Genomic DNA, 17,344 nt, shown 5'->3' with positions numbered 1-17,344 from the left:
TTTATGTTTTGTTTTTATTCACCAGATATACTCCGCATAGTATAATGCCGAGGCAGGCAACTTGTAGTATGGTAATGCTTTCGCCGTCTAGTAGTCCCCAGAACACTGCAACGAATGGGATGCCATAGGTAACCATCGAAGCAAAGAGGGTGCCTGCACGTTTTACCAGCATATAAAAAATGATGGAGGCAATTGCGGTTCCAAAAACACCGAGAATAAAGGAAGCGCCTGTGGCTTTAACAACACTGGCATCCGTTAAATTAAGCTGAAGATAACCCGTAAAGTATAAAATGATAACAGATGGAGTTATAAGGAAAACAAATGCCAGTGAAGCAATATTCAGAGAACCCACTTCCCGCATATGTCTGCCAACCATATTTACATTTATACCATAACAAAGTGTGGCGAGTAATACCAGCGCAGCATAGGATAAATTATTAAAGCTCACTTCTTTTCCGGAAAGCATCAGCAGGCATAGACCAATAAATCCAATCACCACGCCGATGATTTTTGTGCTGCTGGCTTTTAACTGAAAAAAAGAAATGCCGACCAGTATGGTAAATAAGGGCGTTAGCGCATTTAAAATGCCGGCAAGGGAGCTGTCTATCTGGGTTTCCGCAACACAAAAAAGATAAGCCGGAAAAAAGTTACCCAATAATCCAGAGAGTACTACCAGCAACCATTTATTCCTGGGTATCTGTCTTAATGCCTTAAGTGCAAACGGTGTGAGAACCAGTCCTGCACTCAAAATCCGTATAGAAGCTACCTGGTATGGAGAAAGTACGCGCATGCCTTCTTTCATCAGGATGAATGAGCTACCCCAGATTAAAGAAAGTGCAATAAATATCCCCCAATTAAGCAGTTTGTCTTTCAAGGCTTCGTTTTTGTAAAGGTGAGGTTTTTGAACGAGTTATTTTCAATCTACGAAATGGCGGTTTATAGGTGTTGCGTATTATGGAACACAGATTATCATGATTTTCAAGATTTATCATGATAGATCTTGAAAATCATGATAATCCGTGTTCTATTAATAACAGACAAGCATTAACAACAATCAAATATTTATTTAACCAGCTAATTATACATAACTGGTTCGCAGGCCTAAATATTTTACCAATAATAGCAGAAAACCTAAAACACCCACCAATCAAGGCTTGCAGCTTGCAGCTTGTAGCTTGCAGCCAAATGCCCTGATAGCAATGAAATAGATCTAACGATAAAGGTTAACTTTAAAGAACTAACTTTCTACCTATGATACAACTCAATAAAATCAGCACCCGTGCTCCAAAAAATCTGAATAAAGAACGAATAAAAGCCAAAACGGCCAAAATGGTAGCAGAACTCGATGAACTGCAGAATTTATTGTTTGCGGAAGGGAAACATTCAGTACTGATCGTAATACAGGGAATGGATGCCAGCGGGAAAGACGGTTCCATCCGTAATGTATTTGGTAATATGAACCCGCAGGGAGTTACTGTTAGTTCTTTCAAAGCTCCTACTGCTGAAGAATTATCGCACGATTTTTTATGGCGTATTCATAAACATGCACCTGCAAAGGGGATGATTCAGGTATTTAATCGGTCACATTATGAAGACATCATTATCACCAGGGTACATAAATGGTGTACTGATCAGCAGGCAAAGGAAAGGATGCGTGCTATCAATGATTTTGAATGGTTGCTTACCAAACATAACCAGACTCATATCCTTAAATTCTATTTACATGTTTCTCCGGAGGAGCAGAAGCAAAGGTTAACGGAACGACTTAGTGACCCGCAGAAGCAATGGAAATACAATGAAAAGGATTTTGAGGAAGCCAAACTCTGGAAGGAATATATGAGGGTGTATGAAGACTGTTTCAACCAGTGTAATAAAATACCCTGGACCATCACCCCGGCCGACCAAAACTGGTACAAGGAATATATATTGGCGAGTGCCTTGCATGGTTTGTTGAAATCATTGAATATGCGGTATCCGGGATTAAAGAAATAGGCTTTTTCTTTTCCGGTAATTTATTTATTTTCATCACTCACCAAACTAACACATTATGGGAATGCTCAAGGAATTTAAAGAGTTTGCCATGCGGGGCAATCTGGTAGATATAGCAGTGGCTTTTGTAATGGGAGCCTCATTTGGAAAAATTGTCACTTCATTTGTAGACGGGGTGGTTATGCCGGTTGTAGGGATGTTAACCGGAGGAGTTGATTTTAATGACAAAGTGTTGGTACTTAAAGAGGCCGTTGCAGAGGTTAAAGACGCCAGTGGAGCAGTTATTACCAAAGCAGCAGACGAGGTATCTATTAAATATGGCAGTTTTATTACCAATGTATTAGACTTTATAATAGTGGCTTTTGTAGTGTTTCTGGTAATTAAAGGAATCAATAAAATGAAAGCCCCTGCAGAACCATCAGCCCCAGCCGGACCTTCAGAAAGTGAGAAATTGCTGGCGGAAATACGGGATTCTTTGAAGAAGGTGTAGGAGAGTCGGAAAGACCGGAAGACCGGAAGTCCGGGAGAAGATTCTGCTGACTTTCGGACTTTCGGTCTCCGGACCCCAAAGTGGATAACTATTACCCCCTTCGGATACAAATAAGCTCCGAAGGGGTTTTCTTTGCAGCTAAAGCATGAACCAGTGAATACAGCGAGTTATCAGATTAAATTAGACCAGTTCGAGGGCCCATTCGACCTCCTTTTGTTTTTTATTGAAAGGGATGAACTGGATATCTATAATATTCCTATTACTAAAATCATCCAGGATTTCCTTGATTTTATACACCAGGGAGAAAAACTGAATATTGAACTTAGTAGTGAGTTTATTCTTTTCGTTTCTACGTTAATGCGTATTAAGGCGAGATTATTATTACCACGCAAAGAAATAGATGCACAGGGTAATGAAATAGATCCTCGTCAGGAACTGATCGATAAAATCCTCGAATACAAGAGATTCAAGGAAGCCGCTGTTCAGATGGCTGAAATGGAAGCCATGCGTATGCTGATGGTAAAGCGTGGTAACCTGCAGAAAGAGCTGGCCGAAATAGGTGAAGATGCTTCTGAAGGTACCGAGATACAGAACATCACCATGTTCAAGCTGATGAAGGCTTTTGAAAAAGTGATGCAACGTGTGCACGATCGCCAGAACAAACCAGTACACACCGTAGTTCGTTATAACTACACCATGGAAGGCAGCCGAGATTATATGCTCGATTTTGTAGCAAAAGAAAAAACGGTGGCTTTCGAAAAAGTTTTTGAACAATGTAACGATCGCATACATGCCATCTTCTTATTCTTATCTATCCTCGAACTTACCCAGCAGAAATTCATGAAACTGATGGTAGCTGAGGGTAAGAATAATTTTATTGTAGAATGGAATGAACATAGGGAGGAAGAATTGAAGGAAGAAGGACTTACCGACGAAGACTTCACCAATACTTTCACCGACGATCCAGTACCCACAGAAGAATAGGTTTTTTACTTGCTGTGATATACTTACTCAGTAAGCCAAAAAAGTAAGGAGATACAGTCGGGCATCCCTGACTATTTGGTATCTGATCGGGATATGATTCTTTATCCGGAATACTGCTATGCGCATGTAATACTACCGACCGTTTAAATGCATTGTTATTGGTACTGTCGAGCCCAAATAGCTTATATGATTTTCCAAACAAGCCATAATATTGAGGTCCAATTTTATACTTTCCTTTTGAACTGCATTCAGATCCAGGTTGGTTAGAATACCTGACATCAGATAAATAATATTCCCTGCAAGAACCGTGTGTTACCATGCCTGCATTTAATATGCTATCCTTCAAAATGTCGTAAATAAAAAAACGTTTTTTGCCATTATGAAGCTGGAGATCAACAAGAAAACAAAATCTGTCTTCCATTTTTTGTTGCTGAATAAAATTTTTTATAGTCGGTTGCAGATTTGCGAACCTTGTTTGAGCGGAGAGTAGATTAAATAGCAAAATTGAAACGGCTACTAAACTTAGGCGAAACATTTTTTTCTATAAAAGATGATCGCTCTTGTTTATTCCATAAAAAAAACTGTGAATCTGTGGCAAAAAAATAAGCCACAGATTCACAGTTTAGCAAAGATATTTATCCTAAGAGTACTGTTGTATTAACGATGTCTTTTACCAAGGTGCGAACTGCATCCGCAATTCCCTGTGCATCATAATTACATTCTCTGTGTAATTCTTTTGGTGTACCATGTTCTACCAGCCTGTCTGGGATACCGAGTATGGTTACATCGGCTTTGTAACCGTATTTATTCATGAATTCCAGTATGGCAGAACCAAATCCACCTACAACTGTTCCATCTTCTACAGTTACAATCTTGTTGTATTTACTAAATGCTTCGTGTAATAAATCTTCATCAATTGGTTTAACAAAACGAAGATCATAATGGGCAGGGTCGATGCCTTCGGTTCTTAGTTCACGGATGGCAGCGGTTGCAAAATTGCCGGGATGACCAAAGCTTAATATGGCCACATCTCTACCATCTTTTATTTTTCTTCCCTTACCAATCTGCACTTCTTCAAATGCCGTTCTCCATTCAGCCATTACACCTTCACCACGAGGGTAGCGAATGACGAAAGGATAGTTTGTTTTTTCCAGTTGGGCTGTGTACATCAGGTTGCGTAATTCCTGTTCATTCATCGGAGCACTCACAATCAGGTTGGGAATACAACGGAAATAAGGAATATCATAACAGCCATGGTGTGTAGGTCCATCTTCACCTACTAATCCGGCACGGTCTAAACATAGTACCACCGGTAATTTTTGTATCGCCACATCATGCACTACCTGGTCATAAGCACGTTGCATGAATGAGGAGTAAATATTACAGAATACCCGCATGCCTTGCGTTGCCAGTCCGGCACTGAGGGTAACGGCATGTTGTTCACAAATCCCAACATCAAAAGCTCGATGCGGCATTTTCTCCATCATAAATTTTAAAGAAGAGCCACTAGGCATAGCTGGGGTAACCCCCATTACTTTATCATTTAGTTCAGCCAGCTCAATCATGGTATGTCCAAAAACATCCTGGTATTTTGGAGGCTGAGGGGCATCGATTTTCTTTTTATAAATCTCTCCGGTAACCTTATCGAACAAACCGGGGGCATGCCATTTGGTTTGGTCTTTCTCTGCCAATGCATATCCTTTACCTTTCGTAGTAATAATATGCAACAGCTTCGGCCCTGGTATTTCTTTCAGGTCTTTGAGGGTATCCACCAGTTTGGTGATATTATGTCCGTCAATAGGACCAAAGTAGCGAATCTTTAATGCTTCGAATAGATTACTGCTTTTGCTCACCACACCTTTTACGCCTGCCTCCAGTTTAGAAGCCAGGTCGCGGCTCAGGTTTTTGCCCACAGGGAGTTTTCCAAGCAGGTTCCAAACCTCATCCCTTACTTTATTATAGGTAGGGGAAGTGCTGATATCTGTAAGGTATTCTTTTAAAGCGCCCACATTGGGGTCGATGCTCATACAGTTATCGTTGAGGATAATCAGCATATCACTGTCGGCCACTCCAGCATGGTTCATGGCTTCGAATGCCATACCTGCCGTCATAGAGCCGTCTCCAATAATAGCCACTGATTTGCGGTTTTCACCTTTATATTTAGCTGCCATGGCCATGCCGAGGGCCGCTGAAATAGAAGTCGAAGAATGTCCAACCCCAAAAGTATCAAACTCACTTTCCGACCTTTTTGGGAAACCGCTCAGGCCTTTGTATTTACGGTTGGTAATAAACTGGTCTCTGCGTCCGGTGAGTATTTTATGTCCATAAGCCTGATGACCCACATCCCATACTAATTGATCGTAAGGTGTATTGTACACATAATGAAGGGCTACGCTCAATTCTACTACTCCCAGACTGGCAGCAAAATGCCCTCCGTGAACGCTAACGACATCGATGATATATTGTCTCAATTCATCGCAAACCTGATGCAATTGCTCTCTGGAAAACCTTTTCAGGTCGTCGGGATGATTGATCTGGCCTAATAATTTGCCTGGTATGATCTCCATGCAGACTGGGATTTAAATGTAAAAGTACGTTTTTAGTCGTAAGTAAGTTCTGGTGATTCGTTAAGAAACAGCCGTAATTAAAGAAGGTTCGTCGACCCGCAACATTATTTTGCACCAAACAACTCCGGTATTTGCCTTTAATCAAAAATCAGGGGTTTACGGCGTAGCTTTCCTGCTATATTTGTTGATACATGAGGACGAGCAAAACTACATTATACTGGTGGTGCCAGTTTGGAGGCTGGCTGTTCTATGGTTTAACCATGGTCTTCTTTGCCTTTATATTCAAGGACCGTACCGGAGATATTAGCGAAATCTTTTATTACAGACTAATCATTACCACCGTGTTGGGATTGGTTTTTACGCATTTATTGCGTGAATTCGTAATCAGCATGGAGCTAAGGCCACCCATTCAAATCAGTAAATGGTGGCTTTTAACAACAGTAATTCTCACCATTATTGTGTTGTATAGCCTTTGTAACAGTGCTATAGTAGAATGGCTGGGTTATTATGATCATGCCAATAAAGCATCCATCGCCAAAAGATTCCTCTCAAACCTGATTTTTGATTCACCCATGATATTGGTTTGGGTGTCGATTTATTACATTTGGCATTATGTTGAGCTTGGAACCAAGAGTGAGATCCAGAAAGTAAAGCTGGAAAGCCTGGTTAAGGAGCTTGAATTGAAAACTATTAAATCGCATATCAACCCGCATTTTATCTTCAATGCATTGAATAGTATCAGGGCATTGGTAGATGAGAACCCGAACAGGGCCCGTACCGCAATTACCGAACTGAGTAATATATTACGGAGTAGTATGCAGGCTGAAAAACTGGAAACAGTGCCTTTTGAAAAGGAATTGAATATTGTGAAGGATTATCTGGCATTGGAACATATTCGTTTTGAAGATAGATTGAATGTGGAGTATGAAATTGATGAAGATACCCTGGACCAGCCTGTACCACCTATGATGTTACAGACCCTGGTAGAAAATGCGATTAAGCACGGTATTGGTAAGCAAAAAGATGGTGGCGTGATTAAAGTAATTTCCGATTACCGGGATGACCACCATGAACTTATTATCCGTAATACCGGACAGTTGAATAATAATGCCAGTAACGACGGATTCGGAATTAATAGTACCCGAAACAGACTGAAACTATTATTCGGCGGAAAAGCTAACTTTGAAATCAAGGACATTGGAAACAATATGGTGGAAGCCACTGTAAAAATGCCCGTACAAACCGTTTATTCTTAATTCTATATAATAATCTGAGCTATGGCTATCAAAGCAATCATTATTGATGATGAAAGACTTGCACGAAATGAGTTAAAGAAATTATTGCAGGATCATGCTGATATAGAAGTTATTGAGGAAGCTGCTAATGTGGATGATGGGATCGAAAAAATCGAAACCCTCAATCCTGATTTGATTTTCCTTGATATTCAAATGCCGGGCAAAACAGGGTTCGACCTGCTTGCCGAAGTAGAAAAAGCTCCTAAAGTAATTTTTACCACTGCTTATGATGAATATGCCATCAAAGCATTCGAAGTAAATGCACTTGATTACCTGCTAAAACCCATTGAACCCAAGCGTCTTTCAGATGCCATTCAAAAACTACAGGCTGAAATGTTCAAAGAATCAGCCGGTATTAATGGCGTTAACAGAGGCCCACTTACCGAACTCGACCAGGTATTTGTAAAAGACGGTGAACGTTGCTGGTTTGTGAAACTTGGTGAAATCCGCTTGTTTGAAAGTGTTGGCAACTACGCTAAAGTATTCTTCGGTACCAACAAACCCCTTATCTTAAAATCTTTGAACGCACTGGAAGAAAGACTTGACGACAGAATGTTTTTCCGTGCCAACAGAAAACATATCATTAATCTCCGCTGGATTGAAAAAATTGAACCATACTTCAACGGCGGTCTCCTCGTAGACCTGAAAGGCGGCGAAAAAATAGAAGTAAGCCGCAGACAGACGGTTAAGTTTAAAGAAATGATGAGCTTGTAGCGTGAATTGTGAATGGTGAATTGTCAAATAAAGAGAATTGACCATTCACCATTGACCACCCACATCTCACCATAAATTCACCATTGACCATTCACAATTGACACCCCCCATCAAAATGAAAAAATATTTCTTACTATTTGCCATCCTCACCACTGTAGCGGTTTCTGCGCAGGACGTTGAAAAATTAATCAGCATGAGTGAGGTTGAACGTATTGAACGCACTCTCTCTTCTGATGAAATGGAAGGCAGACGCACTTTTACCAAAGGAATTGATAAGGCTGCTGCTTTTATTGCAGATGAGTTTAAAAAAACCGGCCTAAAAACCTGGAACAATAGCGGCTCATACCTGCAACAATTTGCAATGGTTCGTCCAAAATTCATCAGCATTGCAGCAAGCATAGGCGGTGTTAGTTTAGATAGCAGAGATGTGATTGTGGTAACCTGTCAACCTGAAATAAACATCACCGAAAAATCTGGCTATGAAAAGGTAAAAATTAGCGCAGGTACTAATCTTATTTCGGAAGCAAGGAAATTGCTTACGGCCAATAAGAATTATGTGGTGATTGTTGATACGAGTCAGGCTAAAAATTTCAGTACACTTACAAGACTAAAATCTACCATCTTTAAAACAGACAAGAATGTTGTTTTTATATTGGCTGCAAATGATCCGGCAAGTTTTAGTGTAAACTGTAAACATGAAATCACTGAAATGCCATTGGCAAATGTGGTAGGAGTGTTGCCTGGGAAAAGTAAGAAAGACGAGTATGTAATTTTCTCCGGCCATTATGATCACCTGGGTGTGGTGAGCAAAGACAGGAACGGTAATGTATTAACCGATTCTATCTTCAACGGTGCTAATGATGATGCAGCAGGAACTACGGCTATGATGGTTTTGGCACAGTATTTCAAAAAAGTAAATAACAACGAACGTACATTGATTTTTGCTGCATTCACAGCAGAAGAAGTGGGTGGCTTTGGCGCCACTTATTTTTCTCGCCAATTCGATCCGGCAAAAGTAATGGCCATGTTCAATATTGAAATGATTGGATCAGAAAGTAAATGGGGCAAGAATTCAGCATTCATTACCGGATTTGAGAAAACAGATATGGGTAAAATTTTGCAAGCTAACCTGGCCGGAACTGATTTTACTTTTTATCCTGATCCTTATACTGAACAAAACTTATTTTATCGTTCAGACAACGCAACCCTTGCCCGATTAGGTGTTCCTGCACATACAATTTCTACCACTAAAATAGACGTAGACCCTTATTACCATAAAGCAACTGATGAATTCAGTACCATTGATATAGACAATATGACCCGTATCATACGTGCCATCGCGCTTAGTTCGAGAGGTATTGTAAGTGGAAAGGAAACGCCTACAAGGGTGGATACATCTGATTTGAGATAAACGATATTAGACCAAATAAAAAAGTAGCCCACCAAAATGGGCTACTTTTTTTATTTCCAGGGGCATGGTATTGGATTAGCCCTTTTTTGTGGCGATCGGAAGATTAATGAAAATTCGAAGGTTTTTAATGGCCCAACAAAATTTTTACTGTTCGACATGTTTACATCATAACTAATACCCCCCTGTACATTTCCGTATACAAGTCCCAGATAAGGTATTACAGCCTCATTTTGTCTGTACCAAACACCTGTATTAATAATTGTGGGTTGTTCATTAGTAGCATCGCCAATGATATTGCCAAGGTTTATACCTGCAGTATAACTATTGACACTTTTCTCTGTTACAAACATAATGTTTGCATTAAAGACTGCTCTATCAGAAAGAAAAGTTTGATAGTTGGCATTGATATTATAACGCGGTGGATCTAATTGATTGGGGTCTTTTAATGCAGATCTTGCGGTTCTGACAAATCTGTAACCGGCAAAGCCTATATCAAAACTTGAGCGATCGGTGCGATAAGTATAATTGATGCCAGCAAAAGCCGCATAATAAGGTTTAATACTATTTAGATAAGGTTCATCTGTAGGAAGTGTTCTGTTGAATCCGGCAGAAGATAATTGTTGCGCAAAACTAAGTTGGGAAAAGTCAATAAGTGTATTGGAATAAGAACCTCCCAAACCAACAGATAAGCCATGCATATCATCCTGGTCAAGACTAACATGGGAACTTACGGCAAGGTTAAATGAATTGCTTTTGTATGCACCGCCTAATCCATAATCTTGTAAGAAGAAGATACCCCCGCCAATATAGTTTTGATCATTGTCTTTTTGTTTGAATAACCTGCCATCAAAAGATAGCGAAGTAGTATTCAAAGGTTCAACTCCAGACGCGATCCATTGATTGCGGCGTAATGCCATAATACGCCAGTCGGCATCACCATTACCAGCCAAGGCTGGGTTAACTGTAAGTGGTGAAGCATAGAATTGAGAAAAAATAGGATCCTGTGCATGCAATGTTTGTACACTGCTAAATAAGATTGCAAGGATAGCGCAATACTTTCTAAGCGATATTTTATTATAGCGGTAGATCATCTTAATAATAATGTTTGTCCGGTTCTTTGAACAAGTGATCCATCTTCAGCAACACCTACAGTTACCCAGATATAGATACCCATTGGTTGTTTTGTTCCATTAAAGGTTCCATTCCAACCTTCATCATGGTTTTTGGTTTCAAACATGAGTTGGTTAAACCTGTTATACACTTTGAAATACTTAAATTCTTTTATGCCAGATAAATAAACAAATAATTTATCGTTGATTCCATCACCATTTGGACTGAAAGATTTCGGGATCATTATGTCGACTAATTTATTATCGAATACCCTTACAAGGAGCGAATCTCTTGTAATACATCCTGCCGGAGATATCAATTCAATTGCATATTGCTGTGTGGTTGTGTAATTAAAGAGTACCGATCGGCTATTAGGTCTGTTAATTCCCCATGATGGTGTCCATCGATACCTGTATCCTGGAATGTCTCTTATCTCAATTGGAAGTGGCACTGTTTTATAAGCACTTACTGATGGCATATTTACCCCCGGTATCGGAATGTGAATATCAATGATACTATCCATGGAAGTAGGTGTAGCCGGACAGTATAGCTGACTGGCAGTTAATCTTATTTCATGGTTACCTCCGATGGTGTATATGTTCTCTGCATTATAACTGTTTTGAATATTGGTATTGCCGAATTCCCATTTCCAAACAATTGGTCCGGTAGTATTTGTATCGGTTAGATTGGTGAAATGAACAGGTGTATTTATACAATACGTATCATACATGAATTTTAAAATCGGCTGATTTATTTTTATCAGTGTAATACCCTGCGATAAAGTATCAACACAACCATATTGGTTTGTCATCACCGCATTATATCTGCCAGGAATTCCTGTTTCAAGGGAATCGCCAATGGCTCCATTTATAGCCGATCCGTTATGTGTCCATTGATAAGTTAATTGTTGAGGCGAAGTAATAAATAAAGTATCTGAGATGTTATTACACAAGTAAATTCCCCTTCTGGTATTCATTGTACCAACAGGTAGCGGATTGATGATCTGTGTAAATCGAATAGTATCTTCATTATTAAAACATGCACCCTGCCTGAAATTGGTGAAAGATAAAACCCTGGTATCAGCAACAGATGCAGGAACCGGGAAAGCATATGGGTTTGTATTTACACCGGCAACATTCACTATTGGACCATTATTATCCCAATAACTAAAACTCCAAGGGGCATTTCCTGCAAAATTCATATTCAGGGTATCAAATGGGTATCTGCAAATCACAGAATCTCCTGTTATGATAGCTCTTGGTTTGGGAAGAACCCGAACTGTTGCGGTAAATATATTACTATTACATCCAGTATTTTTTGCTACAACTGTATAGGTCGCTGTTCCATTTGCAAAAGTGTTATTGTATAATACTTCACTAACAGATGGCTGTTGAAATATAGCATTGCTTATACCTGTAACGCTATTTGCTGGCGCAACTGTTGGTAATGTCCAGGTATAAGTTGTTCCGGGTGGTGCATTAACCGGACTTATATTAAAAGCTGTGCCACTGCATATTTCAGCATTTTGATTTGATATTGCTGGTAATTGAGAACCAACATGAGCTGTAACTGTGAATGGATTTCCGACACAGAACCCGGCAGTTGGGGTAACGGTATATATTAGTCTGGCAGGACTATTAGTAGTATTAATTAAGGTCTGGAATATACTGGCTGAAGAAGTATTTTGAGCTGTTGAACCGGTGATGGCACCAAAAGGAATCGCTGTTGGGTTTGTCCATGTATAGCGGGTATTGGCGGGCACATTCGTTGGTACTATTGATATCGACGCACCTGTGCAAATAGTATCTACAATATTATTGATTATTGGAGTTGGGTTCACTTGTGTTGTTAAGGTAAAATCATTTCCATTACATCCATTAAATGATGGTGTTACGGTATAGACTGCGGTGTTTACAACATTATTGGTGCTGCTTAATACCTGACTAACAGCAGTTTGTCCAACAGACTGGGCACTTCCACCAGAAAGTGAGTTAAATGGACTAATCAATGGATTTCGCCAGGTGTAGGTAGTACCGATAGGCGCGTTGTTTGCAGCAAAACTAAATGCTGAACCACTACATACATTTGATAAAACCTGATCAGTAATAACCGGAATTGGTTGAACAGATACTGCAAGTGTAAATGGAGTTCCCTGGCATCCGTTTGCTACTGGTGTTATCGTATAACTTGCGATAGATGTATTGATGGTTTGATTTACCAATGTCTGATTGATGACAGACACTCCAGCAATTTGCGCTGCTCCCCCAGTTAATGTTCCACCTGGGTTATAAGTAGGGTTACCCCATGTATATAGTGTATTAGCAGGTACATTGGCAGGTGAAAAAGAGAATGGTACATTACTGCAGCTTGATAAGGTCTGGTTATTTATTGCAGGCGTAGGTTTAATTTGAAGTGCAACAGTTTGCTGACTTTGACATCCATTTGCTGATAATAAATAATTGTAAACAACTGGCACCTGATTAAGCGAATTGTTGACCAAAACTTCAGCAGGGTTATTATTTCCTGTTGCAGCTCCATTATTTATAAATGCCTGTAATGCTCTTGTCCAGGTAAAGGAAGTACCAGCTACATTTGAGGTAGGGAAATAATTGAAAGTATTTCCCGAACAGATATCTGGTGCATTTGATACACTGGTTAATACAGGTATTGGATTTACAGTAACAGTAATATTTTGTGTATTTGTACAACCTTCTGTAGTTGCCAATGTATAAACATAAGTAACATTCAGTGGTGTATTGGAATTATTTACCAATACTTCATTCAAGTTATTAGCACCAGAAGCCGCTGGATTATTTATACCCGTAACTACCGCTCTCGTCCAGTTGAATGTTGCTGTAGAAGGAGTATTGCTTGTTGGTACGTAAGTGAATGCTGTATTACTGCAAATAGCTGCAGGAGTTAATGAACTGCTTAGTTGTGTTGCAGGATTTACTGTAAGGTTTACAGTGAAATTATTTCCGGCGCAAGCGCCAGTAATCGGAGTAACTGAATACTGAGCCTGTACTGGTACATTACTCGTATTCGTTACAAATTGAGATACAGAAGTTACGGGTGCAGATTGTGACACAGCACCTGCAACAGTTCCATTAGGGACAATTGTTGGGGTTGTCCAGGTATATGATGTACCGCCAGGCACTGGAGTTGGACTTACTGAAAATGAATTACCCGAACAAACAGTTGCATTGATGGTAGCTATGGAAGCTTTTGGATTAACAGGTACAGTAACTGTAAAATTATTACCGGTACAGCCATTAGCAGAAGGTGTTACGGTATATACTGCAGAAGAAGTTGCGTTCGTAATATTGGTAAGTGTTTGCCCAATACTGGTTCTTCCTGCTTCAGCTATAGCTCCTGACAAGGAAGACAATGGTGTTACTACTGCATTTCCCCAGGAATAAATAGTATTTGATTGTATACCAACTGGTGTATAATTAAATGATGCTCCACTGCATATAGCAGGTAAGGTGATATTTGCCGCTACAGGAATCGGATTTACCGTAACCGATACCGCAAATGGAATACCTGCACATCCATCAGCATTGGGTGTGACTGTATAGGTTAGTACTGCAGGATTTGCAGAAGTATTAAATAACTGTTGACCGATACTACCCACAAGATTTCCGGTTGTGCCTCCTGTAATTATTCCTGCCGGCGAGCTAACCGGAGAACCCCAGGAATACAAAGTATTTGTTGGAACATTATTAATGGTTGTTGTAAAACTGGTATTACTGCAAATCGTAGAAACCTTGTTCGTAATTGCTGGTGTTGGTTTAACTACAACATTAACTACTTGCGTATTTGAACAACCGTTTACTAACGTGGTATAGGAGTAGGGTACTGTTATTGGAGCTACAGTAGTATTAAACAGGAATTCATTTGCCGAACCTGTTCCTGCTGAACTACCATTGCTTATCCCATTTACAGCCGTTCTGCTCCATTGAAAAATAATCGATCCCCCAGTTGTAGGTGAAGTAGGGTTATAAATAAAATTACCTTCACTACATATATCTGCAGGGGTTAAAGTACTGCTGAGCTTAGGTGTAGGGTTAACCACAACTGTTACATTTTCATTGTTGCTGCATCCGCCGGCAGTTACTAGATTATATGCATATACGACCGAAATAGGACTATTTGTGGTATTGATTAATGCCTCATTTGGATTATTTGTTCCGGAAGCAGCAGCATTTGAAATACCTGCTACAAATGCCCTTGACCAGTTAAACTGGGTAGTTGAAATGGTATTGGACGTGGGTACATAACTGAATTGCTGGTTACTACATACAGGTGCAGGTGTTAATGAACTGCTGAGCGCTGTAGTAGGATTAACAGTTGCAGTAATAAAATGTGTATTGGTACAGCCCAATGATGTTATCGAAATGGCATATTGCACATTTACAGGAGTAGTAGTACTGTTGATCAGGGTTTCATTAATTGCACTACCTGTTCCTGTGGTGGCCGTATTTGTAATTCCGGCAGCAGCATATCTGCGCCATGCGAAACTAGGTGCATTTGCGCTTGTAGTTGCTACATAGTTGAATAGTGTACCACTGCATACCGGAGCTGGTGCAAAAGAACTGTTTAATGGAATACTTGGAGGTGCTACGCTAGATACATTTACGGTTACCGTAAAATCGCTACCTAAACAACCATTGGTACGTGGAGTAACAGTGTATGTTGCTGTTGCTATTGATCCGGTAACATTATTCAGTGTTTGGCTTACATATTGTGATTCTATTGACTGGGCATTACCTCCTGTTATAGCCAATGACGGACTAATAACCGGAACACCCCATGTATAAGTTGTACTGGCTGGTGCACCTGCGGGGTCGTGAGAAAATGCTTGTCCATTGCATATATTTTCGGTACCTGGTGCAATATTTGGAATTGGACTTACCTGTACAAATACATTCTGGATATTATTACAACCCGTAACTGTATTTAATAGGGTGTATGTATAGGGAAGTGTAATAGCATTAAGTGTATTATTATTTAAGGCTTCCTGCGGATTATCACTACCTGTAGCCGCACCATTCGTAATACCAGCAACTGCGGCCCTGCTCCAGTTAAAAGTAATGTTCGATTGCAGTGAAGTAGGATTGTAGTTAAAAGTAGATCCGCTACATACCGTATTCAAATTTGCAGAGCTGCTTAATTGCGGTCTGGGATTTACCAAAACATTGAAGCTTTGGGTGTTAATACATCCGGCTGCATTAAGTGTAAATTCATAGGTAACAGTTGCAGGGGTAGTTGCCGTTGTATTTACCAAAACTTCATTGATATTACCACTGCCTAAACCGCCACTAGGACTGATTCCCGCTACTGCAGCCCTGCTCCAGGTAATAGAAGTGCCGCCTAGAGATGAAGTAGGGTTATAAATAAAAGAAGTGCCACTGCATCTTACATCATTCGATGTACTACTGCTTAAATTTGGTATTGGCTTAACATTCATTGTTATTGCCTGAGTATTCGTACAGCCAGTAGCAGTGCTTTGCAAATTGTAATTGTAGGTAACCGGAACATTTGCTAATGTAGTATTGATTAAAGTTTCATCAGGACTATTACTTCCTGTTGATGCTGCATTTGAAATGCCTCCTGTTAAACTTCTGGTCCAGGTGAAGTTTATATTTGATTGGGTAGAACTTGGTGTATATGAAAATTGGGCTCCACTACAAACATCTGGCGGGGTTAATGAGGAGTTGAGTGTTGGTAAAGGATTAACAACTACTGAAACAGTTTGGTTATTAACGCATCCATTTGCTGTAAGGGTGTATATATAATTAGATGTAAGTGAAACATCAGATGTATTCGTCAATGCTTCACTAACACTGCCTGTTCCGTTATTTGTATTTGGTAAAATATTTACTACCTGTGATCTGTTCCACGCAATTGTTGTTCCTGCCGTTGCACTGCTTGCAGCATAAATAAATGTTTGTCCGCTACAAATATTTGCAGTTGCCGTGCCACCGCTCAATCGGGGTAGGGGATTTACCGTTACTTCTAAAGTGAAAGTGGTATTATTTGATGCCTGAACATTATACGTAACAGTTGCTGGGTCACTTGTATTATTAGTAAGTGTTTGAATAACTCCTGTTTGCGGAGTAGCTTGTGGTGTGGCATTAACTGATCCTGCAGGGTTAACAGTTGGAACTCCCCATGTATAGGTTAATGAACTTGAAGCAGCAGGTGGTTTGAAATCAAACGATTGTCCGCTGCAGATAGTTAAGGTATGTTGTGAAAATGCCGCATTACCTGCAAATACAAATAATAAAATAATCCAAATTCTTGTACAGGGCACAAGAATCCATTGGCCTTTTCCAGATTGCGCAGTTCTCATAAGGTTATAGTATCGGTTGCTTCTGTTTTGGTTGTATTTATTTAGGTAACCCATGCATTTATTAGGGTTATCCTTAAGACCTTTTGCATTTTATAAATGCAGCCTGAAAATTCTGTTCAACTTCATTATTCTTACAAAATCTTAACTGATGCATCGGGGGCGCATCTATAAAGAACAGATAATCAAGCAAAAGGACATACAAGATAGGCGGAACGTCTCAGACAATCAAGGAGAATTGTATTAAAAAAAAGCCACCCTACACTTTTTACCAGGTTTAAACGGCTTTAAAATGATGGTAGCTAGCTATATTGTTGGTTATCAAATATTTAGAAGGAGGAAGTTTTATGGGTGTTTTTTATATTAAATATTAATTGCATTTAATTATTTTACCAATGGCTTTCTTAAACGACTATCTGCTTAATGTAGGTT

The 17,344-nt window shown here is 39.7% G+C and carries 11 protein-coding genes; 6 read left to right on the top strand and 5 right to left on the bottom strand.

Going from position 1 to position 17,344, the window contains the following annotated elements:
* Position 1: 1 nt before the first annotated feature.
* Complete coding sequence (locus tag ACH30E_RS13935) at positions 2 to 874, bottom strand: DMT family transporter (protein WP_294990207.1); 873 nt, start codon at positions 872 to 874, stop codon at positions 2 to 4.
* Between the two features lie 377 nt (positions 875 to 1,251).
* Between ACH30E_RS13935 and ACH30E_RS13930 the strand changes: the two genes are divergently transcribed.
* From ACH30E_RS13930 to ACH30E_RS13920, 3 genes are all read left to right on the top strand, one after another.
* Positions 1,252 to 1,992 carry a PPK2 family polyphosphate kinase gene (locus tag ACH30E_RS13930; protein ID WP_490825325.1) on the top strand — a complete coding sequence of 247 codons (741 nt, stop codon included), beginning with the start codon at positions 1,252 to 1,254 and terminating at the stop codon, positions 1,990 to 1,992.
* Between the two features lie 55 nt (positions 1,993 to 2,047).
* Entirely contained in the window at positions 2,048 to 2,479 is a 432-nt protein-coding gene (gene mscL, locus ACH30E_RS13925) for a large-conductance mechanosensitive channel protein MscL (RefSeq protein ID WP_294990213.1), read from the top strand.
* Positions 2,480 to 2,632: 153 nt separating this feature from the next.
* Complete coding sequence (locus ACH30E_RS13920; protein WP_294990216.1) at positions 2,633 to 3,463, top strand: segregation and condensation protein A; 831 nt, start codon at positions 2,633 to 2,635, stop codon at positions 3,461 to 3,463.
* Here the strand turns inward: ACH30E_RS13920 and ACH30E_RS13915 are convergent.
* Positions 3,432 to 3,998: a murein L,D-transpeptidase catalytic domain-containing protein gene (locus tag ACH30E_RS13915; protein WP_490825326.1), complete on the bottom strand. Its 567-nt coding sequence runs from the start codon at positions 3,996 to 3,998 to the stop codon at positions 3,432 to 3,434. The two genes, ACH30E_RS13920 and ACH30E_RS13915, sit on opposite strands and share 32 nt — an antisense overlap.
* 100 nt (positions 3,999 to 4,098) lie before the next feature.
* Positions 4,099 to 6,030 carry a 1-deoxy-D-xylulose-5-phosphate synthase gene (gene dxs, locus ACH30E_RS13910; RefSeq protein WP_490825327.1) on the bottom strand — a complete coding sequence of 644 codons (1,932 nt, stop codon included), beginning with the start codon at positions 6,028 to 6,030 and terminating at the stop codon, positions 4,099 to 4,101.
* 191 nt (positions 6,031 to 6,221) lie between these two features.
* On the opposite strand from dxs, the gene ACH30E_RS13905 reads away from it, so the two are divergent.
* The 3 genes from ACH30E_RS13905 to ACH30E_RS13895 all read left to right on the top strand — a co-directional run bounded on the left by ACH30E_RS13905 (position 6,222) and on the right by ACH30E_RS13895 (position 9,450).
* Entirely contained in the window at positions 6,222 to 7,286 is a 1,065-nt protein-coding gene (locus ACH30E_RS13905; protein WP_490825328.1) for a sensor histidine kinase, read from the top strand.
* Positions 7,287 to 7,307: 21 nt separating this feature from the next.
* Entirely contained in the window at positions 7,308 to 8,039 is a 732-nt protein-coding gene (locus ACH30E_RS13900; RefSeq protein WP_294990228.1) for a LytR/AlgR family response regulator transcription factor, read from the top strand.
* Positions 8,040 to 8,154: 115 nt separating this feature from the next.
* Positions 8,155 to 9,450 (top strand): M28 family metallopeptidase, encoded by a 1,296-nt coding sequence (locus ACH30E_RS13895; protein ID WP_490825329.1) that lies wholly within the window; start codon positions 8,155 to 8,157, stop codon positions 9,448 to 9,450.
* A gap of 50 nt (positions 9,451 to 9,500) precedes the next feature.
* On the opposite strand, the gene ACH30E_RS13890 is transcribed toward ACH30E_RS13895, so the two are convergent.
* Both ACH30E_RS13890 and ACH30E_RS13885 read right to left on the bottom strand, forming a co-directional pair.
* Entirely contained in the window at positions 9,501 to 10,541 is a 1,041-nt protein-coding gene (locus tag ACH30E_RS13890; protein ID WP_490825330.1) for a PorP/SprF family type IX secretion system membrane protein, read from the bottom strand.
* A complete protein-coding gene (locus tag ACH30E_RS13885; RefSeq protein WP_490825331.1) occupies positions 10,538 to 16,915 on the bottom strand; it encodes a PKD-like domain-containing protein in 6,378 nt (2,125 codons plus the stop codon). Before ACH30E_RS13885 ends, ACH30E_RS13890 begins: the two co-directional genes overlap by 4 nt.
* Between the last annotated feature and the right edge of the window lie 429 nt (positions 16,916 to 17,344).

The sequence above is a fragment of the Sediminibacterium sp. FW305-C-61 genome (assembly GCF_058231065.1).
The sequence above is the reverse complement of the archived record's forward strand: the minus strand, read 5'-3'. Positions and strand labels throughout refer to the sequence as shown.